The organism is Variovorax sp. V116 (assembly GCF_041154435.1).
Taxonomy (GTDB): domain Bacteria; phylum Pseudomonadota; class Gammaproteobacteria; order Burkholderiales; family Burkholderiaceae_C; genus Variovorax; species Variovorax paradoxus.
Window position 1 is genome coordinate 4,620,757 of the sequence record NZ_AP028661.1, and the last position, 20,632, is coordinate 4,641,388.

At 67.9% G+C, this 20,632-nt stretch carries 18 protein-coding genes; 7 read left to right on the plus strand and 11 right to left on the minus strand.

All coding sequences use genetic code 11. The features are described from left to right. The first annotated feature begins 19 nt into the window (after positions 1-19). From ACAM58_RS22145 to ACAM58_RS22165, 5 genes are all read left to right on the plus strand, one after another. Positions 20-616, plus strand: a complete 597-nt coding sequence (locus ACAM58_RS22145; protein ID WP_018906849.1) for a GNAT family N-acetyltransferase — start codon at positions 20-22, stop codon at positions 614-616. 25 nt (positions 617-641) lie between these two features. Beyond that, positions 642-1,829 carry a VWA domain-containing protein gene (locus ACAM58_RS22150; protein ID WP_015867239.1) on the plus strand — a complete coding sequence of 396 codons (1,188 nt, stop codon included), beginning with the start codon at positions 642-644 and terminating at the stop codon, positions 1,827-1,829. Positions 1,830-1,900: 71 nt separating this feature from the next. After that, a complete protein-coding gene (locus tag ACAM58_RS22155) occupies positions 1,901-3,832 on the plus strand; it encodes an autotransporter assembly complex family protein (protein ID WP_018906850.1) in 1,932 nt (643 codons plus the stop codon). 14 nt (positions 3,833-3,846) lie between these two features. After that, on the plus strand, positions 3,847-7,926 hold the full coding sequence (locus tag ACAM58_RS22160; RefSeq protein ID WP_369663556.1) for a translocation/assembly module TamB domain-containing protein: 4,080 nt from the start codon (positions 3,847-3,849) through the stop codon (positions 7,924-7,926). Between the two features lie 109 nt (positions 7,927-8,035). After that, positions 8,036-8,305 (plus strand): hypothetical protein, encoded by a 270-nt coding sequence (locus tag ACAM58_RS22165; RefSeq protein ID WP_230537958.1) that lies wholly within the window; start codon positions 8,036-8,038, stop codon positions 8,303-8,305. An 8-nt stretch (positions 8,306-8,313) separates the two neighbouring features. On the opposite strand, the gene ACAM58_RS22170 is transcribed toward ACAM58_RS22165, so the two are convergent. Then, positions 8,314-9,168 (minus strand): LysR family transcriptional regulator, encoded by an 855-nt coding sequence (locus ACAM58_RS22170; protein ID WP_018906853.1) that lies wholly within the window; start codon positions 9,166-9,168, stop codon positions 8,314-8,316. A 113-nt stretch (positions 9,169-9,281) separates the two neighbouring features. Between ACAM58_RS22170 and ACAM58_RS22175 the strand changes: the two genes are divergently transcribed. After that, a complete protein-coding gene (locus ACAM58_RS22175) occupies positions 9,282-9,518 on the plus strand; it encodes a hypothetical protein (RefSeq protein WP_018906854.1) in 237 nt (78 codons plus the stop codon). A 48-nt stretch (positions 9,519-9,566) separates the two neighbouring features. Here the strand turns inward: ACAM58_RS22175 and oxlT are convergent, their stop codons facing one another. Continuing rightward, positions 9,567-10,892, minus strand: coding sequence for an oxalate/formate MFS antiporter (gene oxlT, locus ACAM58_RS22180; protein ID WP_018906855.1), 1,326 nt, complete (start codon positions 10,890-10,892; stop codon positions 9,567-9,569). Between the two features lie 474 nt (positions 10,893-11,366). On the opposite strand from oxlT, the gene ACAM58_RS22185 reads away from it, so the two are divergent. Beyond that, on the plus strand, positions 11,367-11,531 hold the full coding sequence (locus ACAM58_RS22185; protein WP_018906856.1) for a hypothetical protein: 165 nt from the start codon (positions 11,367-11,369) through the stop codon (positions 11,529-11,531). A 42-nt stretch (positions 11,532-11,573) separates the two neighbouring features. On the opposite strand, the gene ACAM58_RS22190 is transcribed toward ACAM58_RS22185, so the two are convergent. The 9 genes from ACAM58_RS22190 to ACAM58_RS22230 all read right to left on the minus strand — a co-directional run bounded on the left by ACAM58_RS22190 (position 11,574) and on the right by ACAM58_RS22230 (position 20,592). Then, the gene (locus ACAM58_RS22190; protein WP_018906857.1) at positions 11,574-12,521 is read right to left on the minus strand and encodes a LysR family transcriptional regulator; all 948 of its coding nucleotides are present in this window, start codon (positions 12,519-12,521) and stop codon (positions 11,574-11,576) included. Between the two features lie 68 nt (positions 12,522-12,589). Then, positions 12,590-14,005, minus strand: coding sequence for a pyruvate kinase (pyk, locus tag ACAM58_RS22195; protein ID WP_015867248.1), 1,416 nt, complete (start codon positions 14,003-14,005; stop codon positions 12,590-12,592). 78 nt (positions 14,006-14,083) lie between these two features. After that, positions 14,084-15,097 carry a 2-dehydropantoate 2-reductase gene (locus ACAM58_RS22200; RefSeq protein WP_026284255.1) on the minus strand — a complete coding sequence of 338 codons (1,014 nt, stop codon included), beginning with the start codon at positions 15,095-15,097 and terminating at the stop codon, positions 14,084-14,086. A 46-nt stretch (positions 15,098-15,143) separates the two neighbouring features. Beyond that, on the minus strand, positions 15,144-15,926 hold the full coding sequence (locus ACAM58_RS22205; protein WP_018906860.1) for a fumarylacetoacetate hydrolase family protein: 783 nt from the start codon (positions 15,924-15,926) through the stop codon (positions 15,144-15,146). Positions 15,927-15,971: 45 nt separating this feature from the next. Further along, entirely contained in the window at positions 15,972-16,871 is a 900-nt protein-coding gene (gene sucD, locus ACAM58_RS22210; RefSeq protein WP_369663557.1) for a succinate--CoA ligase subunit alpha, read from the minus strand. A gap of 314 nt (positions 16,872-17,185) precedes the next feature. Next, positions 17,186-18,355, minus strand: a complete 1,170-nt coding sequence (sucC, locus tag ACAM58_RS22215) for an ADP-forming succinate--CoA ligase subunit beta (RefSeq protein ID WP_018906862.1) — start codon at positions 18,353-18,355, stop codon at positions 17,186-17,188. Between the two features lie 8 nt (positions 18,356-18,363). Beyond that, on the minus strand, positions 18,364-18,696 hold the full coding sequence (locus ACAM58_RS22220; RefSeq protein ID WP_018906863.1) for a hypothetical protein: 333 nt from the start codon (positions 18,694-18,696) through the stop codon (positions 18,364-18,366). 208 nt (positions 18,697-18,904) lie between these two features. Then, entirely contained in the window at positions 18,905-20,155 is a 1,251-nt protein-coding gene (gene frc, locus ACAM58_RS22225) for a formyl-CoA transferase (RefSeq protein WP_015867254.1), read from the minus strand. Then, complete coding sequence (locus ACAM58_RS22230; RefSeq protein ID WP_015867255.1) at positions 20,155-20,592, minus strand: PAS domain S-box protein; 438 nt, start codon at positions 20,590-20,592, stop codon at positions 20,155-20,157. Before ACAM58_RS22230 ends, frc begins: the two co-directional genes overlap by 1 nt. Positions 20,593-20,632: the final 40 nt, after the last annotated feature.

Genomic DNA, 20,632 nt, shown 5'->3' on the forward strand with positions numbered 1-20,632 from the left:
CTGCTCCGGGGCCCGCGAAATGGCGTTCGTCGAACCTGTCACGCTGAAGGCCCGCGACCTGGCGCTGGTGCCGCTCTCGCTCGATCATGAAGAGGGCCTGCGCGCCGCCGCGGCCGATGGCGAGCTCTGGAAGCTGCGCGTCACCTCGGTGCCCGAGCCGCACGAAACCCGCGCCTACATCGAAACCGCGCTGCAGGGGCGCGAGGCCGGCCACCGCTTTGCGTTTGCCGTGACCGAAGCCGAAAACGGCACCGTGCTCGGCAGCACCAGCTTCCACGACATCCTGCCGGCCGTGAAGCGCGTGGAGATCGGCTACACCTGGTACGCCAGGCGCTGCCAGCGCACCCACGTCAACACCACCTGCAAGCTGCTCATGCTGACGCATGCCTTCGATACCCTCGGCTGCAACGTGGTGGGCTGGCGCACCGACAATTTCAACTTTGCTTCGCAGCGCGCCATCGAGCGGCTCGGCGCCAAGAAGGACGGCGTGATCCGCGGCCATGCGATGCGCCGCGACGGCACCATCCGCGACACCGTGATGTACAGCCTTGCCGCGGGCGAGTGGCCCGAGGTGAAGGCCCAGCTGCTCTACCTGCTCGACAAGCCGCGAAGCTGAAGAGCAGCCCAAGGAAAGCCCGACCATGCTGATCGATTTCTTCTACACGCTGCGCTCGGCCAAGCTGCCGGTCTCGGTCAAGGAATACCTCACGCTGCTCGAGGCGCTGCAGGCCGACGTGGTGGGCCCCAACTCCGACGGCGCCTTCGGCCTGGACGACTTCTACTATCTCTCGCGCACCGCGCTGGTCAAGGACGAGAAGCACTACGACAAGTTCGACCGCGCCTTTGCCGCCTACTTCAAGGGCGTGGAGATGCTGGCCGACTTCACCAAGGAAGTGCCGCTCGACTGGCTGCGCAAGACGCTGGAGCGCGAGTTCACGGCCGAGGAAAAGGCCAAGATCGAGAAGATGGGCTGGGACGAGCTCATGGAAACGCTCAAGAAGCGCTTCGAGGAGCAGAAGGAGCGTCACGAGGGCGGCAACAAGTGGATCGGCACCGGCGGCACCTCGCCCTTCGGCCACGGCGGCTACAACCCGCAGGGCGTGCGCATCGGCGGCGCGGGCAAGAACAAGAGCGCCGTGAAGGTGTGGGACCAGCGCGCCTATAAAGACTACGACGACAGCCAGGAACTCGGCACGCGCAACATCAAGGTGGCGCTGCGGCGGCTGCGCAAGTTCGCGCGCGAGGGCCACGAGGAAGAGCTGGACCTGGACGACACCATCCACTCGACCGCGGCCAATGCCGGCTACCTCGACATCAAGATGCGGCCCGAGCGCCACAACAACGTCAAGGTGCTGCTGCTGATGGACGTGGGCGGCACCATGGACGAGCACATCCAGCGCGTGGAGGAGCTGTTCTCGGCCGTCAAGACCGAGTTCAAGCACCTGGAGTTCTTCTACTTCCACAACTGCGTCTACGACTTCATGTGGAAGAACAACAAGCGCCGCTTCTCCGAGAAGTTCGCGACCTGGGACATCCTGCGCAAGTACAACAAGGACTACAAGCTCATCTTCGTCGGCGACGCGACCATGAGCCCCTACGAGATCCTGCAGCCCGGCGGCAGCGTCGAGTACAACAACGAGGAAGCCGGCGCCGAATGGATCCAGCGCCTCACGCACACCTTCCCCAAGTTCGCCTGGATCAACCCCGAGCCGCAGGGCGTGTGGCAGTACCGCCAGAGCATCGCGGTGATGCAGCAGCTCATGTCCAACCGCATGTACCCGCTCACGCTGCGCGGCCTCGAAGAAGCAATGCGAATGCTTTCTAAGTAAGGCCGGTGCGAAGCCCGGAACTGTTTCCGGATGCTTACGGAACCGGCCCGCCTTGCTGTCAAAATCCGCCCATGCTCAGGGTGGTTCCAGTCATTGCGCCGGCGTGGTTGCCGGCCTTGCTTTTTTGCGGCGTCCTGCTCTTGCAGGGATGCAGCCTGCTGCCGAAGAAGGACAGCGCGCAGGACACGGCCACCCCCGCGCTGGTGCGCAGCGACGGCGCGGCCGCCGATGCGGACCGCAAGGACAGCGAGCGAAGCGGGCCGCGGCGCGACGCCTTCACCGTCGAGGTGCGCGGGCCCGACACGGTGCGCGAGTACCTCACGCTGCACCTGGACATCCAGCGCTACCGCACGCTCGACGACCTGGGCGCCACCGAGATCTCGCGGCTCATGGTGGCGGCCGAAGGCAATGCGCGCGAACTGCTCGGCACGCTGGGCTATTTCACGCCCACGCTGACGCTGGAGCTCAACGAGACGCCGGCCAGCGACAAGGCGCCGCGCGAGATCGTCATCACGGTGGAGCCGGGCGAACTCACGCGCGTGAGCAACGTGCAGATCAGCTACGGCGGCGCCATTGCAAACGACCCCACGGCCGAGGCCCAGCGCGATTCGATCCGCACCGGCTGGACGCTGCGCCCGGGCCAGCCCTTCACGCAGCAGGGCTGGGACAACGCCAAGACCATTGCATTGCGCAGCCTCACGGCCAGGCGCTTTCCCACCGGCAGCGTCGAAGTGAGCCGCGCCGAGGTCGATGCCGACCGGCACGAGGCCCGCCTCAGCGTCACCTACCAGTCGGGCCCGGCCTACCGCTTCGGCCCGCTCGTGCTGCGCGGCACCGAGCGCTACGACGCCGACGGCGCGCGCCGCATCGCGCAGCTTCCCACCGGCACCGACTACGACCAGCAGAAGCTGCTCGATGCACAGCAGCGCCTGGCCAGCAGCGGCTACTACGACTCGGTGTTCCTCACGCTCGACACCGAAAGCGGCACGCCGCTGGCCGCCCCGGTGATTGCGCAGCTGCGCGAAGCGCCGATGCAGAAGGTGGTGCTGGGCGCCGGCTTCACCACCGACAACGGCCCGCGGCTGTCGGTGGACCACATCCACAACCGGCTGCCGCTGCTCGGCTGGCGCGCCGTGTCGCGGCTGTCGGTGGACCGCGACATCAAGTCGCTGGGCACCGAGTGGAACGCCATTCCCGATGACCGCGGATGGCGCTGGTTCGCGGGCGCCGGGCTCAAGAGCGAAACCTCCGGCAGCTACGTGGTCGACAGCGGCCGGCTGCGCAGCGGGCGCAGCAAATCCAGCGGCCACATCGACCGCAGCTACTTCCTGCAGTACGACTATGCGCAGAACCGCGGCACCAATGCACCGCCCTCGGCCTCCGCCGTGACCGCCAACTGGGGCTGGACCGGCCGCTATTTCGACGACAACGCCGCGCCCACGCGCGGCTTCGGCCTGGCGCTCGAACTGGGCGCCGGCTATACGCTGACCGGCGAGCGCCTGCCCTTCACGCGCACCTATGCGCGCTGGCTCGGCGTGCTGCCGCTGGGCTTCGCCGAAGACCGCGACGCCGACACGCTGGCGCGCCGCAGCCGGCTGCAGCTGCGCGCCGAAGCCGGTGCCGTGTCCGCCAAGGACAGCGCGCAGATTCCCTCCACGCTGATGTTCCTCACGGGCGGCGACACCACCGTGCGCGGCTACAGCTACCGCCAGATCGGCACCGTGCGCAGCGACGGCCAGATCGTGGCGGGCCGCTACCTGGGCGTGGTGAGCGTCGAATGGCAGCGGCCCTTCGTCTACAAGGACAAGCTCACCGAATGGGAGAGCGTGGTGTTCGCCGACGCCGGCGCCGTGGCCGACAAGCCCGGCGAGCTCAGGCCGAAGGTCGGCGTGGGCGTGGGCGCGCGCTGGCGCAGCCCGGTCGGGCCGGTGCAGGCCGACCTTGCCTACGGCGTGGACACGCGCAAGTTCCGCCTGCACTTTCGCCTGGGCTTCACTTTCTGAACGCGCACGCATCGATGCAGACCGACGCCGAACCCCAGTCCACGCCACGCGCACGGCGCTCGCGCACGCGGCGCGCGCTGCGTGCGCTGGGCTGGATGTTCGCGGGCCTGCTCGCGCTGGTGCTCGTGATCGGCGCGGCCGCGTGGTGGTGGATCGGCTCCAACCAGTCGCTGGCCTTCGCGCTCGCCCAGGCCGCGCGCTATTTGCCCGCCGGCCAGACGCTCGAAAGCCGCGAGGTCACGGGCTCGCTGCGCACCGGCGGGCGCATCGGCTGGCTGCGCTGGCAAAGCGACAAGCTGGCGGTCGAGGTGCAGGAGGCAAGCGTCGGCTGGCAGCTCGCGCCGCTGTTCCAGCGCAAGCTGCAGCTCGGCGAAGTGCATGCAGCGCGCCTGCTCATCGAACGCCGCGGCCCGCCGAGCGACACGCCCACCGAGCCGCTCGAACAGCTCGCGCTGCCGATCGAGGTCGAGCTGCCGTTCCGCATCGACGAACTGCGCTGGACCGGCCCGCCCGCGCTGCAGGCCAGCCAGCTCGCGGGCAGCTACCGCTACACCGGCGCGGAGCATCGGCTGGAGGTCAAGGGCGTCGACATTGCCGACGGCCACTACAGCGCGCGCGTCAAGCTGCAAGGGCCCGCGCCGATGGCGCTCGACGCCACGCTCGACGGCCGCGTGAAGGCACCGCTGGCCGAAGGCCGCAGCATCGAGGTGCTGGCCCAGGCCGCCATCAAGGGCACGCTTGCCGGCACCGGCGCGCGGCTGCAGGTGGCCGCCGAACTGAAGCCGGCCGAGCCCGACGCCGAGGCCCCCATGGAAGCAAAGCTGCAGGCGAGCGTCGCGCCCTGGCTGCCGCAGCCCGTCATCGATGCCAAGGCCGATCTGCACAACGTCGATGCGGCCAGCCTCTGGCCCGGCGCACCGCGCACGCGGCTGACCGGCACGGTGGCGCTGCAGCCCGACGCGGCCACCGGCCCCGCCGCCTGGCAGGCCTCGGCCAGCATCCGCAACGCGCTGCCCGGGCCCTGGGACAAGGGCGCGCTGCCGCTCGAACAGGTCGAGGCGCGCGTGGGCTTCGACGGCACCAGCTGGACGATTCCCGAAGCCACGCTGCGCGCCGGCGGCGGCCGCATCGACGCCGAAGGCCGCTGGAGCCCCGCGCCCGCGCCGTGGCAGGCGCGCGCCACCGTGCGCGGCGTGCGGCCCGGCCTGCTGCACAGCGAGTTGTCCGGCGCGCCGATCAACGGCACGGCCACGGCGCAGCAGCGCGAGGACACCATCGGCTTCGACCTTGCGCTGCAGGCCCAGGGCGGTGCCGGCAGCGCGGCCATGCCGGGCTTCGGCCTCGACCGCGTGCTCGCCCAGGGCCAGTGGAAGAACCAGGTGCTGGACCTGCGCACGCTGCGCGTCGAAGCCGAACGCGCCAGCATCGGGGGCCGGTTGCAGGTGCGCGTGGCCGAGCAGGCCGCGAGCGGCAAGCTCGACCTCACGCTGCCGGGCGGCGGCGCGCAGCTCGAAGGCCGCATCGCACCGGCACAAGGGGCCGGCGAGATCAAGGCGCGCATCGACGACGCCGAGGCCGTGCAGCGCTGGATCGAAGCCCTGCCCCAGATGTCGAAGCTGTTCGCGGGCAAGTCCGCCAAGGGCTCCGCGCGGCTCGACGCCAGCTGGCAGGGCGGCTGGCAGACCATCCAGCGCCGGCTCGAGAACCCCAATGCGCCGGCCCAGCGCGGCGTTGCGGAGCCCAGCCTCAAGGCCACGCTGGGCGTGCCGCGCCTCACGCTGCGCATGCCGGCGGCCGATGGCAACGGCAATGCGGCGGCCACCACGGTCGAACTCAAGGATCTGCACGCGGACCTTGCCGGAAGCCTGGCGCAGGCCACGCTCGCGCTGCAGGGCGAAGCCAGCACCGGCACGCAGAAGCTCACGCTCGATGCGCGCGCGAGCGGCGGCCTTGCAGGGCCCAACCAGTGGCGCGCAGCGCTCGCCAGCCTGCGCCTGCAGGCCCAGGACAGCGCGAAGCCCGCCACCGCCAGCGCGCCCTGGACGCTGGAGCTCGGCCGCGAGCTCACCGCCACCCTCAAGACCAGCGGAAGCGGCAGCAACAGCCGGCTCGATCTCGAAGCCTCGGCCGCTGCCGCCACCTTGCGCGGGCCCGCACCCGGCACCGTGCGTATCGAATGGCAGCCGCTGCGCTTCACGCAAAGCGGCGCGGCCCCCGACCAGGCCTTCCGCCTGCAGTCCAAGGGCAAGCTGCAGGGCCTTCCGATGGCCTGGGCCGAGGCCTTCGGCGCCAGCGCCACCTTCAACGAGATCGGCGTGAGCGGCGACCTCGTGTTCGACGGCGACTGGGACATCGACGCCGGCGACACCCTGCGCGCCCATGCGCGGATCGCACGCCAGAGCGGCGACATCCGCGTGCAGGCGGGCGAGGCCGCGCTGGTCACGCGCATCACGAGCCGCGGCACCGGCACGGCCAGCGAGCGCACGATGAATTCCGCCACCGCGCAGGGCACCGCGCCCAGCACGCCGGCCGGCCTGCGCCAGGCCGAACTGCGGCTCGACGCGCAGGGCGAGGCCGTGCGCGCCACGCTGGCCTGGGACAGCGAACGCGCGGGCAAGATCGGTGCAGAGCTCAACACGCGCATGCAGCAGCGCGCAGGCGGCTGGCAATGGGCGCCCGATGCGCCGCTGGCCGGCAACATCAAGGCCACGCTGCCCAACCTTGGCGTGTGGTCGATGCTCGCGCCACCCGGCTGGCGCGTGGCGGGCACGCTGGACGCCGATGCCGCGCTCTCGGGCAACCGCGCGGCGCCGCGCTGGAACGGCACGCTGGGCGCCGACAAGCTCGCGCTGCGCGCGCCGGTCGAAGGGCTCGACCTGCGCGACGGCCGGCTGCGCGCCACGCTCACCGGGGAGCGCATCGAGATCACCGAATTCACGCTCAAGGGCGGCGCCGGCAGCACGGTGCGCATCGGCGGCCAGAGCGGCAACCGCAGCACCGCGGCCAGCCAGGCCGCGAGCGACGGCGGCTCGCTCTCGGCGCGCGGCGACATGGCCTGGGGCGCGGCCGGCGCCTCGGGCACGGGCATCCGCATGGCGCTGCAGGCCGACCTGCGCGCGCTGCGCGTGCTGGTGCGCACCGACCGGCAGCTCACGCTCTCGGGCAACCTGCAGGCGCGCCTGGACGCCGGCCAGTTCAGCGTGCGCGGCAAGCTCAAGACCGACCGCGCGGTGATCATCCTGCCCGACGAGACCGCGCCGAGCCTGGGCACCGACGTGGTGGTGCGCTCCGCCGCCAAGGACCGCGAGCTGGCCGAGCAGGCCCAGCGCGACGCCGCGCGCAACGAGGCACAGGCCGCCAGGCCGCAGACCGCGAAGCCGCCCGACATCGTGGTGAACTTCGACCTGGGCGACGACTTCGCGGTGCAGGGGCGCGGCATCACCACGCGGCTCGAGGGCGACCTGGAGATCCGCAGCACCCGGCTCGATGCGCCGCCGCGCATCACCGGCGAGGTGAAGACCGTGAAGGGCCAGTACCGCGCCTATGGCCAGCAGCTCGACGTGGAGACCGGCGTGGCCCGCTTCAACGGGCCCTTCGACAATCCCGCGCTCGACATCCTGGCGATCCGGCCCAACATCTCGCAGCGCGCCGGCGTGCAGATCACGGGCACCGCGCAGTCGCCGCGCGTCAAGCTCTATTCGGAGCCCGCGCTGTCCGATGCGGAGACGCTCTCGTGGGTGGTGCTCGGCCGCGCCTCGGCCACCAGCGGCGGCGAATCGGCGCTGCTGCAGCAGGCGGCGCTGGCACTGATCGGCCACGTCAGCAAGGGCACGAGCGGCGGCAGCCTGGCCGGCCGCTTCGGCCTGGACGAACTCGGCTTCAAGGGCCCCGGCAGCGGCGGCGACCTGCGCGAATCGGCGGTCACGCTCGGCAAGCGGCTGTCGAAGGATTTCTATCTCACCTACGAACGCAGCCTGGGCGGCACCTTCGGCACCATCTTCATCTTCTACGACCTGACGCAGCGCCTCACGCTGCGCGGACAGGCCGGCCAGACCAGCGGGCTCGACCTGATCTACACGCTCAAGTACGACTGAGCTGCGGGTCTGCCGCCTTGACCGCGGTAATTCACAGAGTTAAAAATCGTTAACGCCCTTCTAACAAGGAACGACGATGCACGGTGAAGGAGACAAGGGCGAGTGTTCCATGCTGGACCGTCAGAAGTACGACCCGCCGGGCTACTCGCGAACCACGTTCTTGCGCCACGCGCTGCAGTGCGTGATTGCAGTCATTGCAGCAGGCGCCGCGGTGGCGTCCCTTCCGTACTGGGGAGGCGACGACTTTCCGCTGATGGGCCTGATCGTCTACGTGGCGGGCATGGTGTTCGTTGCCATGCCGCTGTGCCTGTACTACGAGTCGCTGCTGCAGTCGCATGAAGAGCGCGTGGAGCGTGCAAGGCACATGCTGGCGGCTTAGGCCTCCGCCTAGACCTCCGGCTTTGCCTTGACCACTTGCCGCAGGCCCGCAAGCGCGGGATCGACGATGGCCGCGTCCGCTCCCACCGCATACACCGCATAGGCCGGGTAAAGAAACTCGGGCGTGCCGGGCACGCGGCGCAGCCGGCCCGACTCGAGGTGGCTGCGCACCACGTCGTGCCGGAAATAGCCGGTGCCGCCCGCGGCCAGCAGATACTCGCGCCCGAGCGGCCCGAGCCCGGCGCTCACCGCGGCGTTGGAGAGCTCGGGAAACGCCAGGCCGTGCTGCGCCGCGAACTCCGGGCCCCAGTCCACATACACGTAGTCCGCAGGCCGCGGCACGCGCGGGCGCTGCGCGGTCGTGACCATGACCAGCTTCTCCTCGATGAGCAGCTCCACGCGGAGGCCCGGCCGCTGCTGCGGCGCGTAGGCAATGGCCATGTCGAGCACGCCCGCGGCCACCTTGTCGAGCAGGTCGTGCGGAAAGCCGACCTCGGTGCGGATGGCCAGTTGCGGCGCGGCCGTGCGCATCCACAGCAGCCATTGCAGCAGCAGCGGATCCCACAGGCTGATCTCGCATCCGATCGCGAGCACGGCGCGGCTGCCGACGGGCACCGCCACCTGGTGGCGCGCGCGCTCCCACACCTGCACCAGCATGGTGGCGTGCGGCAGGAACTGCTCGCCGGCCGCGGTGAGCACCGCGCCCGCCTTGTTGCGCACGAAGAGCGGCCGGCCCAGCAGTTCCTCGAGCGTTCGCACGCGCGCGCTCACCGAAGTCTGCGTGACGTGCAGCCGCTCGGCGGCGCGCTGGAAGCTGCGCGTGTCCACGATCTCGAGGAAAGTCCGGGCCAGGTTGATGTCCATGCCGCATCCTTTTGAGTGCATAAATTTTGCACTCAACTGGCAATTAATATCGTTTTACTTGATACGAACGCGGGCCCAAGATGAAGGCATCCCAAGCAACCAGGAGTTGATCGATGTCCACCGTTCGCCAACCATTCCATGCCGGTGCCGCCGAAAGCCTTGCCGACGCCTTCAAGGGGCTGCTCGACGAAACCCTGATGCTCGTCGAGGCCCTGCTGAGCCCGAACAAGATCATCGGCGAGGTGGAGCAGATGCGCGCGCTTCAGGTTGCGGCGGACGACATCGAGCCGACCGATCCGGCGCAGGCCGAGCTGCTGCGCTCGCGCGCCTCGCGCATCGGCCTGCGCTGAGGCGGCGTGCGGCGCGGCTGTTGGCCTGCCGCGCGAACCATGAACAGACTACGAAGAAAGCCGGCTCTGCTCGATGTGCTTGCGCCGCATCGGCCGCAACACGAACCAGGCCAGCAGCGCCGCGGCCGCATTGACCGCGCTCGCGGCAATGAAGACGGCCTGCCAGCTGCCGGTGGCTGCCGCAAGCACGCTGGACAGCGGCACCAGCAGCGAGGCCGTGCCCTTGGCGGTGTAGAGCATGCCGGCGTTGGACGCCGCGTACCTGGAGCCGAAGGTATCGGCGCAGGTCGAAGGAAAGAGGCTGTAGATCTCGCCCCAGGCAAAGAACACGATGCCGGTGAGCACCACGAAGAGGATCGGGTTGTGGCCGTAGTGATAGAGCATCAGGATGCCCACCGACTCGAGCGCGAACGCAATGAACATCGTCTGCTCGCGCCCGATCTTGTCGGACACCCAGCCGAAGAAGGGCCGCGTGAGCCCGTTGAGCACGCGGTCGATCGCCAGCGCGAAGGTCAGCGCGGGCAGCACGAGGCCCATGATGTTGACGGGCACGTCCATGATCTTGAAGTCCTGCGCGATCGGCGCGAGCTGGGCGGTGGCCATGAGGCCGCCCGCGGCCACCATCACGAACATCGCGTACATCACCCAGAAGACGGGCGAGCGCAGCACCTCGGAGGGCGCGTAGTCGCGGCCCGCCTGCTGCACGTTGCGGCTGTTCGATGCCTTCGCGTGGTGGGGCGCGCGGGTCAGCATCCATGCGAGCAGGAACACGATGAGTCCCTGCCCGATCCCAAAATACAGGAAGGCCGATTCGTAGCCGCTCGACTTGATCATCGCGGAGATCGGGATGATCGTGAGGGCCGAACCCGCGCCGAAGCCCGCGGCGGTCATGCCCGCCGCAAGGCCGCGCCGGTCGGGAAACCACTTGAGCGCATTGCCCACGCAAGTGCCATACACCGCGCCCGCGCCGATGCCTCCGATGGCCGCCGCAATGTAGAGCAGCGGCAGCGTGGAAGCCACCGAGTTGATCACCCAGCCGAGGCCGCACAGGATGCCGCCCACGAGCACCACCGGGCGCGGACCGAAGCGGTCGACGAGGTAGCCTTCGATCGGCACGAGCCATGTTTCCGTGAGCACGAAGATGGTGAAGGCCACCTGGATGGCGGCGCGGCTCCAGCCGTGCTTCTCCGCGATCGGATTGACGAACAGCGTCCAGCCGTATTGCAGGTTGGCGATCATCGCCATGCAGACGATGCCGATCAGCAGCTGGCCCCATCGGTAGGCCTCGGAACGGGTCGCGCCGGTGCCGTAGGTTTCGGATGGGGAATACATCGCAGGATTGGAACCTGCGATCGTGGAGGTGGGCCGGGTCATGGAGTTGTCCTAAGTGTTTTCGTTGAATTCCGACAGGCTGCGAATACGGAGCAATCAGTCGAGCGATCGATGCGCATCGACAGGCGACGAGGCTTTTTTTGACATCGCTACACGGCAGTGGGATCGCCAGTTTCTGCGCGTGAATGACTGTCGGACCGAGCGCCCCAAAAACTCTTGACCGCAGTCAAGTTCATACGAATCGCGCTCTCGCGAGACCCCCGTGGTATCCCTAGCGGGTTCGAAGTTTCGATGGTTCGCGAAGGGGTGTTGGCGTGCATGCCGATGCGCGTTGCGCGCCCGCCGGAAGGCCTCGCGAAGCGCTCCAGGAGCCCGCGCATGCAGGACCCGTTTGCGTCCGAAAAAATTGACCTAGGTCAAGAAACGCAAAAATCGCGTTTGCGCTCGTCTAGGGTAAACCCTAAAATCGAGGGTAATCCCTTCAGTCTTTTCGATTCAATCTTCCTGGAGCCTCTCATGAGCCACACCACCCTGAATTCCAGCGCCTTCCGCACACCCGCCTCGTCGTCGACCGCCAACGATGCGATGCGCGAGCTGTTCGCCGCCATGCCCATCGTGATCTTCTACAAGGCCGCACGCGCCGCGCTGATGCAGCGCCGTTCGGCGGCCGTGCAGCGTTGAGCCGCAGCAGCCCACTCACTCTCATCGAAGAGCGCGCGCGAGTTACTCGCCGCGCTCTTTTTCGTTGGGGCTTCCGAACGGCACGATCTGCGAGATGAGCGCGGGTCCATCGGCCAGCAGGAAGTCCTTGAAGGCCTGCGCCACCGGCGGCAGCCGCTTGCTGCGCCGGTGCACCACGTACCAGTTGAGCATCAGCGGAAAGCCCTCGACGTCGAGCACGCGCAGGCTGCCGGCGCGCAGCTCCTGGCTGATGGTGTGGGCCGACACGAAGCTCACGCCCATGCCCGCGATCACGGCCTGCTTGATGGTCTCGGTGCTGCGGATCTCCATCGCGATGTTGATGCCGCGCAGGTCGCCGCCGAAGCCCTCCTCCATCGAATGCCAGGTGTCGGAGGCCTTCTCGCGCACCACGAAGGGCTCGCGCATGAGCCGCGCGAGCGGGATGCGCGGCACGCCCACCAGCGCATGGCTGGGCGCCGCGACGATCACGTAGGGATGCGGCGCGAACGGCTGGTTGACGGTGTCCAGGTCGGTCGGCGGGCGCACCATGATCGCCAGGTCGGTGAGGTTCTCGGCGATGTGGGTCATGAGCCCTTCGCGGTTGTGCACCGTGAAGTTCAGCGTGACGCCGCGGTGCCGGCTCGCAAACTCCACCAGCAGGCGCGGAAAGAAGTAGTCGCCCGCACTGATCACGCCCACGTTGAGCTTGCCGCCCGAGACGCCGTTGAACTGCAGCATCGCGTTCTCGGCCGCCTCGAACTGCTGGATGATCGCGCGGCTGATCTGCAGCAGCTCGGTGCCGGCCGGCGTCAGGTAGATCTTCTTGCCGAACTGCTCGAACAGTGCATTGCCCGCGTGTTCCTCGAGCTTGCGCACCTGCGTGGAAACGGCCGGCTGCGTCAGGTGAAGCTCCTCCGCCGCGCGCGAGAAGCTCAGCAGCCGCGCCACCGCTTCGAAGACTTTCAACTGGCGCAGGGTCGCGTGCTTCATTCGGAAAAAGGTGGCTGCTGCAATCGAGCGGGCATCGTACTGCGCCCGAGTCCGCTCGCGTGAACCGCCTAGGGTATGCGCGCGACGTGCAGCAGGTTCGTCGTTCCCGACAACCCGAACGGCAGGCCCGCGACCACCACCACGTCGCGGCCGCTGCTCGCGAAGCCCTCGGTGCAGGCGTTGCGGCAGGCGCACTCGATCATCTCGGCCACGTCGTGCACGTCGTCGACCAGCACCGCGTGCACGCCCCACACCATCGCCATGCGGCGCGCCGTGGCCACGTCGGGCGTGAGGCTGATGATGGGCACGGCCGGCCGCTCGCGCGCGGCGCGCAGGCTGGTGAAGCCCGACGAGGTGTAGGTGACGGTGGCGGCGGGCGCAAGCAGCGCGGCCACCTGGCGCATCGACGCGCACACCGCATCGGCCGTGGTCGAGAGCGAGGCCTCGTGCGTGGCGTCGATGCCGATGCGGTAGGACGCATCGGCCTCCACGCGCGAGATGATGCGGTCCATCATCGCCACGGCCTCGAGCGGATATTTTCCGGAGGCCGATTCGGCCGACAGCATCACCGCGTCCACGCCGTCGTACACGGCGGTGGCCACGTCGGACACCTCGGCGCGCGTGGGCACCGGCGCGGCAATCATCGATTCGAGCATCTGCGTGGCCACCACCACCGGCTTGCCGCGCTTGCGGCAGGCGCGCACGATGAGGCGCTGCAGCTCGGGCACGCGCTCGGGCGGCAGCTCCACGCCGAGGTCGCCGCGCGCCACCATGACGCCGTCGCACAGGTCGACGATCGCGTCGAGGTGGTCGATGGCCGCGGGCTTCTCGAGCTTGGCCATGATCCACGCGCGCTTGCCGATGATGGCGCGCGCCTCCTCGATGTCCTCGGGGCGCTGCACGAAGGACAGCGCCACCCAGTCCACGCCCATGGCCAGGCCGCAGGCCAGGTCGTCCAGGTCCTTGGGCGTCAGCGGCGAGATCGGCAGCACCACGCTCGGCACATTGACGCCCTTGCGGTCGGAGATCGGGCCGCCGACCAGCACCGTGGTCTCGGCAAAGTCGGGGCCGAAGCTTTCGACGCGCAGCCGCAGTTTGCCGTCGTCGAGCAGCAGGTCGGTGCCCACCTGCAGCGCCGCGAAAATTTCCGGATGCAGCAGCGGCGCGCGGCGCGCATTGCCGCTCGCGGCGTCCATGTCGAGCCGAAAGCGCGAACCCGCGTCCAGCTGTGCGCGGCCGCCTTCGAAGGTGCCCAGCCGCAGCTTCGGCCCCTGCAGGTCGAGCAGCACGCCGATCGGCCGGCCGAACTCTTTCTCGAGCCGCCGGATGGTGTCGAGGCGGCGCGCATGGTCATGCTGCGTGCCATGGCTGAAGTTGAGCCGGAACACATCCACGCCGCGCTCGAACAGGGCACGGATGGCCGGCTCGTCGGTGGTGGCAGGGCCCAGCGTGGCCACGATCTTCGCGCTGCGTGTACGTCGCATCATCCGTTCCATTTCATCGATCGATCACAGCGCACGACCGGCGCCCCCTCGGCGCCGGATTGCGCAGCCTGGGGGGAGCTAGCCCGCCATCTCGTGAAGGCAGACGCGGCCGCGCTGTTCTTCCATCGTACGCGCCAGCAGCTTGACCAGGGAATACACGGTGTCGATGTGCGGCGTTGGCGTGTCGGTGAGCCGGGCCAGCTCGACCACGGCGCCCACCAGCGCATCGATCTCGGGTGCGCGGCCGGCCTCCACGTCCTGCAGCATCGAGGTCTTGTGCTTGCCGACCTTCTCGGCGCCCGCAATGCGCTTGTCGAGCGTCACGCGGAACTCGATGCCCAGCTTGTGCGCCACCGCCTGCGCCTCGCGCATCATCGCGGCGGCCAGCTCGCGCGAGGGCGGGTATTGGCAGATGTCGACCAGCGTGGAGTGCGACAGGCTGCTGATCGGGTTGAAGGTCAGGTTGCCCCAGAGCTTGAGCCAGATCTCGGCGCGGATGTTGTCGAGCACCGGCGCCTTGAAGCCGGCCGCGCCCAGGCAGGCCGAGACGCGGTTCACGCGCTCGCTCGAAGAGCCGTCGAGTTCCCCCACCGGGAAGCGGTCGCCTTCGATGTGCTTCACCACGCCCGGCGCCGTGAGCTCGGAGGCGGGATACACCACGCAGCCGATGACGCGCTCGGCCGGGATCTTCGCGGCCACCAGGCCGCTCGGGTCGACGCTGCGCACCGGCGTGCCCGCGAGCGCGCCGCCATGGTTGTGGAAGTACCAGAACGGGATGCCGTTCTGCATCGTCACCACCACGGTCTCGGGCCCGAAGAGCCTGGGCACGTCGTTGGCCACCGCCTCGACCTGGTGCGCCTTCATCGCAAGGATCACGATGTCCTGCGGTCCCGCCTGCTCGTAGCGGTCGGTGGCCTTGACGTTGCGCGCCACCTGTTCCGTTCCATCGGCCCCGATGAGCTTGAAGCCGTTGGTGGCAATGGCGTCGAGATTCTTCCCGCGCACGATGAACGTCACGTCCTCGCCGGCCAGGGCGAGCTTTGCGCCCACCAAGCCGCCGATGGCGCCCGCTCCAATGACTGCTATCTTCATGTCGATCCCCAAGGTTGTTGATTCTTCCGGCGCAGGTCGGTCTCTCTCAGCCGAAGCGGTTGCCGAGCCTGCCGATGCCGCCGATCTCCACTTCGACCAGGCTGCCGGGCTTCATCGAGCCGACGCCGATGGACGTGCCGCACAGGATCACGTCACCGGGTTGCAGGGTCATGTCCTGGGAGATCAGGCTCACGAGTTGCTGGACCGAAAAGCGCATGTCGCTGATCGGATAGTTCTGCCGCACCTCACCATCGAGCAGCGTGGTGACGGTGAGCGCGGCGGGATCGAGGCCGGTGGCCACCACCGGGCCCATCGGGCAGAAGGTGTCGAAGCCCTTGGCCCGCACCCACTGGGCGAACGACGCGTCGCGGTTCAGGATGTCGGCCACCGTCACGTCGTTGGCGCAGGTGTAGCCGAACACATGGCCGAGCGCATCCGCCTCGGACACGGCCGTGCAGGCCTTGCCGATGACGATGCCGAGCTCGCCCTCGAACACCACCTTGCCCTCGCACAGCGGCTTGCGGATGGGCGCGCCGGGCGCAAGGTAGGAGTTGGGCGCCTTCAGCAGGTACAGCGGCTCGGCCGGCACCGCGAGCTTGAGCTTCTCGCCGAGCGCGTGGAAGTTGTTCCACAGCGCGATGACCTTGGTCGGCTCGGTGGGCGTGAGCAGCCGCACGCCCGAGAGCAGGAACACGCGGCCGGTCGGCTCCGGGCGATCGAACATGTTGCCGCGGTGCTCGTGCACGGCGTCGCCTTCGAGCGTGCCGAAGCCCGTTTCGCCGCCGTGTTCGAAACGGACCCATCGTTGTTGTTGCTGTTGCTGCTGCATGTCGCGCCTTCCTTTGGTTTCTGTTGGAGTGGTTCTGTGTTCAGTTCAGTCGAAGGGCAGGTAGTCGGGGATCACCAGCGACGCGAGCAGCTTTCCCATCTCGGCCGGGTTGTCGGTCACGTGGATGCCGCATTCCTTCATCACCGCCAGTTTTTCCCGCGCCGTTCCCTTGCCGCCCGAGACGATGGCGCCCGCATGGCCCATGCGCTTGCCGGGCGGCGCGCTGGCGCCGGCGATGAAGCCGACGACCGGCTTTCGCATGTGCTCGCTGATCCAGCGCGCGCAGGTTTCTTCGTCGCTGCCGCCGATCTCGCCGACCATGATCACGGCGTCGGTGCGCGGGTCGTCGTTGAACAGCTTCAGCACGTCGATGTGCCGCAGCCCGCCCACCGGATCGCCGCCGATGCCCACTACGGTCGACTGCCCGATGCCAAAGCTCGCGAGCTGGCTCGCGGCCTCGTAGGTCAGCGTGCCCGAGCGCGACACCACGCCGATGCGGCCCTTCTGGTGGATGTGGCCGGGCATGATCCCGATCTTGATTTCCTCGGGCGTGATGAGGCCCGGGCAGTTGGGTCCGAGCAGCAGGGTCTTGCTGCCCTCCATGCGATGCCGGGTGCGGATCATGTCGCGCACCGGAATGCCTTCGGTGATGCACACGACAAGGTCGAGCCCCGCATCCACTGCTTCATCAATGGCGGCGGCGGCAAACGGCGGCGGCACGTAGATCACGGACACGGTGGCGCCGGTCTCGGCCTTGGCTTCCTTGACGGTGCCGAACAGCGGAATGCCGTCGAAGGACTTGCCCGCCTTGTTGGGGTTCACGCCGGCGACGAAGCACTTCTGGCCGTTGGCGTAGTCGCGGCACATCGCGGTGTGGAACTGGCCGGTCTTGCCCGTGATGCCCTGGGTGATGACGCGGGTGTGCTTGTTGATGAGGATCGACATTTCAGCCTCGCTGTTGTTCTTTTTCGGGGTGCGTGCACAGGCCACCGGGTACTCCCCTCCGCGAATGTCCCCCGCCTTCGGCTCCTCCTTTATTTCGCTGCGGGGAGCACCCGATGCCCTGTGCACGAGGACACGCTCGTTGTGCACCGCTGATCAACCACCGCTCTGTCCAACGCTCCCGTCGATGGGGTGCCTTGCGCAGCGAAATAAAGGAGGAGCCCGAAGGGCGGGGGACATTCGCGGAGCAAGGTACCCCGTCGGCGGGAGCGCGCCCCGGACAAGGTAGGTCAAACACAAAGCGGTGCTTCATGGTCCTAGCCTCCCCGCCGCGCAGCAGCCACCACCAGCCCCGCCGCCTCCGCCATGTCGTCCGCACTGATGATCCGAAGGCCCGACTGCCCGAGGATGGTCTTGCCCAGGCTCTCGTTGGTGCCCTTCATGCGCACCACCAGCGGCACCGCCAGCTGGACCTCGCGCGCGGCAGCCACCACGCCGCGCGCGATCACGTCGCACTTCATGATGCCGCCGAAGATGTTGACCAGGATCGCGCGCAGGTTCGGGTTGCGCAGCATCAGCTTGAAGGCTTCGGTCACCTTCTCCGCCGTGGCGCCGCCGCCCACGTCCAGGAAATTGGCGGGCGATCCGCCGTAGAGCTTGATCGCGTCCATCGTGGCCATGGCCAGGCCCGCGCCGTTCACCAGGCAGCCGATGTCGCCTTCGAGCGCAATGTAGGAAAGATCGAACTTCGAGGCCTCGACCTCGGCCGGGTCTTCCTCGTCGAGATCGCGCATCGCGGCGATCTCGGGCTGGCGGAACAGCGCGTTCGGATCGAAGTTGAACTTGGCATCCAACGCCAGCACGCGGCCGTCGCGCGTGAGCGCCAGCGGGTTGATCTCGGCCAGCGATGCGTCGCAGGCGTCGAAGGCCTGGTAGAGGTTCTGCACCAGCGTGCGCACCTGCGGCAGCAGCTTTCCGGAAAAGCCGATGTCGCGCGCCAGGCCATCGGCCTCGGCCGCCTTCACGCCGGTGGACGGATCGACGAAGAGCTTGCGGATTTTTTCCGGCGTGCGCGCCGCCACGTCCTCGATGTCCATGCCGCCTTCGCTCGACGCCATCAGGGCCACGCGGCGCGATTCGCGGTCGACCGCCATGCCGAGGTAGAACTCTTTTTCGATCTCGACGCTCTCCTCCACCAGCAGCCGCTTCACCAGCCGGCCTTGCGGGCCCGTCTGGTGCGTTCGCAGGGTCATGCCGAGCAGTTCGTCGGCGTGGCGCCGCACTTCGGCCGCCGACCAGGCCAGCCGCACGCCGCCGCCCTTGCCGCGGCCGCCCGCATGGATCTGCGCCTTGACCACCCAGGCCCTGCCGCCAAGCCGCGCGGCCGCATCGGCCGCCTCGTCGGGCGAAAAGCAGGCATATCCACGCGGCGTGGGAACGCCGTATTTGCGCAATACGTCCTTGCCCTGGTATTCGTGGATATTCATGGCGGCTTTCAGGCGCCGAGTTCGGCGCCGCGGGTTTCGGCCCAGTTGAAATAGCGCCTTTTTTTCATGGCGCCGGCATCGAGCTCGCGCTTTTGATGCTCTTCCTTTTTCTGCTCGATCACCTCGGCCAGGAATTTGGCGTCGTAGGCACGCAGAAGATGCGGCTGGTGGGTGCGCAGGTAATGGCAGATCCGCTCGACGCCGTCCTGGCTCTCGCGCAGCAGCTGGCAATAAACTTCGCGGTCCCAGTGCCAGCGCAATCCCAATTCGTAGAACGCCGCGTTGTAGGCGTTGCGCTCGGTTTCGCTGCTCCAGTATTGAATTGGCAAATCATCGATCATGAAATTTCTCCTAGAAATTGAATGCCGGGCATCAAATGTTTTGCGGATCGGCATGATCAAAATGTAGATTCGATGATCGATAAATAATAGTTAAACTATTTTATTGAATGCATTCACGATAAGTTATACATAATTGGCCGTGAATTCCCACCGCGGATGGCATTGCCATCCGCGTTTTCCTCAGCCTTCTAAAAAACCGGCGCTCAGTTCAGATGACGCCGTCGGCGCGCAGCGCGGCCACGTCGCTGGCCGTGTAGCCCAGCTGCATCAGCACCTCGTCGGTGTGCTCGCCGAGCAGCGGCGAGCGCGTGACCTCGGTCGGGCTGTCGGACATCTTGATGGGGTTGCCCACCGTCAGGTACTTGCCGCGCGTCGGGTGGTCGACCTCGACGATGGTGCCGGTCTCGCGCAGCGACGGATCGGCGGCGATTTCCTTCATCGAAAGAATCGGCCCGCACGGAATGTCGTACTGGTTGAGGATGTCCATGGCCTCGAACTTGTCCTTGGTCATGGTCCATTGCTCGATGCGCGCGAAGATCGGCTTCAGGTGCAGCAGGCGTGCGGCCGGCGTGGCGTAGGCCTCGTCGGTGATCCAGCCTTCCTCGCCGATGACCTTGCACACCGCGGGCCACACCGCCCCTTGCGTGATGAAGTAGATGTAGGCGTTGGGGTCGGTCTCCCAGCCCTTGCACTTGAGGATCGAGCCCGGCTGTCCGCCGCCCGAGGCATTGCCCGCGCGCGGCACCGCGTCGCCGAACTTGCCGTCGGGGTACTGCGGGTACTCGTGCATGGTGCCGGTGCGCTCCAGCCGCTGCTGGTCGCGCATCTTCACGCGGCACAGGTTGAGCACCGCGTCCTGCATGGGCGCGAGCACCTGCTGGCCGCGGCCCGTGCTGTTGCGCTGGTAGAGCGCCGCCACGATGCCCAGCGCCAGGTGCAGGCCGGTGCCGCTGTCGCCGATCTGCGCACCGGTGACGACCGGCGGGCCGTCCTCGAAGCCGGTGGTCGAGGCCGCGCCGCCGGCGCACTGGGCCACGTTCTCGTACACCTTGCAGTGCTCGTACTTGCCGGGGCCGAAGCCCTTGACCGACGCCACGATCATGCGCGGGTTGAGCTCCTGGATGTGGGCCCAGGTGATGCCCATGCGGTCGAGCGCGCCGGGCGCGAAGTTCTCCACCAGCACGTCGCAGGTCTTGATCAGCGAATCGAGCACCTTCTTGCCCTTGGGCTTCTTGGTGTCGAGCGTGATCGAGCGCTTGTTGTGGTTGAGCATCGTGAAGTAGAGGCTGTCCACGCCGGGAATGTCGCGCAGCTGGCCGCGCGTGGCGTCGCCTTCGCCGGCGCGCTCCACCTTGATCACGTCGGCGCCGAACCACGCCAGCAGCTGGGTGCAGGTGGGACCGGATTGCACATGGGTGAAGTCGAGGATGCGAACGCCCTCAAGTGCCTTGCTGCTCATCAGCTGTCTCCTTTGATCGTGGCCTCTGCTTCTTGCAGACGAGCGCGCAATTTACGCTCTTCGGCGAAGCGGGTGGTTTCGTCGCGCACGATGGCGACGATGCCCGTGACTTCACGACTCTGCGAGAACAGCATCGACACCGTGAAGGCGATCGACAGCGTGTGCCCGTCCTTGTGCAGCGCCGGCACGCGCAGCAGGTCGGCACCGTACTTGGTGATGCCGGTTTCCATGGTCTTGTGGTAGCCGTCCCAGTGCCGCTGGCGCTGCCGCTGGGGAATGATCATGTCGAGCGACTGGCCCAGCGCCTCGGCTTCGGTGAAGCCGAAGATGCGCTCGGCCGCGCGGTTCCAGAGCGTGATCGCCCCTTGCGCATCGCACACCATGATCGCGTCGCCGGCGCCTTCGACGAGCTGCTTGAAATCAACGTTCGCTTGCATGTTTTCCTCTGGCGCTTCGTGTCATTTCCCGGCTCGCCCG

Excerpts from the sequence above, each read along its gene's own strand:
- ACAM58_RS22145 (WP_018906849.1), top strand. The coding sequence starts at position 20 with ATGGCGTTCGTCGAACCTGTCACGCTGAAGGCCCGCGACCTGGCGCTG.
- ACAM58_RS22150 (WP_015867239.1), top strand. The coding sequence starts at position 642 with ATGCTGATCGATTTCTTCTACACGCTGCGCTCGGCCAAGCTGCCGGTC.
- ACAM58_RS22155 (WP_018906850.1), top strand. The coding sequence starts at position 1,901 with ATGCTCAGGGTGGTTCCAGTCATTGCGCCGGCGTGGTTGCCGGCCTTG.
- ACAM58_RS22160 (WP_369663556.1), top strand. The coding sequence starts at position 3,847 with ATGCAGACCGACGCCGAACCCCAGTCCACGCCACGCGCACGGCGCTCG.
- ACAM58_RS22165 (WP_230537958.1), top strand. The coding sequence starts at position 8,036 with ATGCTGGACCGTCAGAAGTACGACCCGCCGGGCTACTCGCGAACCACG.
- ACAM58_RS22170 (WP_018906853.1), bottom strand. The coding sequence starts at position 9,168 with ATGGACATCAACCTGGCCCGGACTTTCCTCGAGATCGTGGACACGCGC.
- ACAM58_RS22175 (WP_018906854.1), top strand. The coding sequence starts at position 9,282 with ATGTCCACCGTTCGCCAACCATTCCATGCCGGTGCCGCCGAAAGCCTT.
- oxlT (WP_018906855.1), bottom strand. The coding sequence starts at position 10,892 with ATGACCCGGCCCACCTCCACGATCGCAGGTTCCAATCCTGCGATGTAT.
- ACAM58_RS22185 (WP_018906856.1), top strand. The coding sequence starts at position 11,367 with ATGAGCCACACCACCCTGAATTCCAGCGCCTTCCGCACACCCGCCTCG.
- ACAM58_RS22190 (WP_018906857.1), bottom strand. The coding sequence starts at position 12,521 with ATGAAGCACGCGACCCTGCGCCAGTTGAAAGTCTTCGAAGCGGTGGCG.
- pyk (WP_015867248.1), bottom strand. The coding sequence starts at position 14,005 with ATGCGACGTACACGCAGCGCGAAGATCGTGGCCACGCTGGGCCCTGCC.
- ACAM58_RS22200 (WP_026284255.1), bottom strand. The coding sequence starts at position 15,097 with ATGAAGATAGCAGTCATTGGAGCGGGCGCCATCGGCGGCTTGGTGGGC.
- ACAM58_RS22205 (WP_018906860.1), bottom strand. The coding sequence starts at position 15,926 with ATGCAGCAGCAACAGCAACAACAACGATGGGTCCGTTTCGAACACGGC.
- sucD (WP_369663557.1), bottom strand. The coding sequence starts at position 16,871 with ATGTCGATCCTCATCAACAAGCACACCCGCGTCATCACCCAGGGCATC.
- sucC (WP_018906862.1), bottom strand. The coding sequence starts at position 18,355 with ATGAATATCCACGAATACCAGGGCAAGGACGTATTGCGCAAATACGGC.
- ACAM58_RS22220 (WP_018906863.1), bottom strand. The coding sequence starts at position 18,696 with ATGATCGATGATTTGCCAATTCAATACTGGAGCAGCGAAACCGAGCGC.
- frc (WP_015867254.1), bottom strand. The coding sequence starts at position 20,155 with ATGAGCAGCAAGGCACTTGAGGGCGTTCGCATCCTCGACTTCACCCAT.
- ACAM58_RS22230 (WP_015867255.1), bottom strand. The coding sequence starts at position 20,592 with ATGCAAGCGAACGTTGATTTCAAGCAGCTCGTCGAAGGCGCCGGCGAC.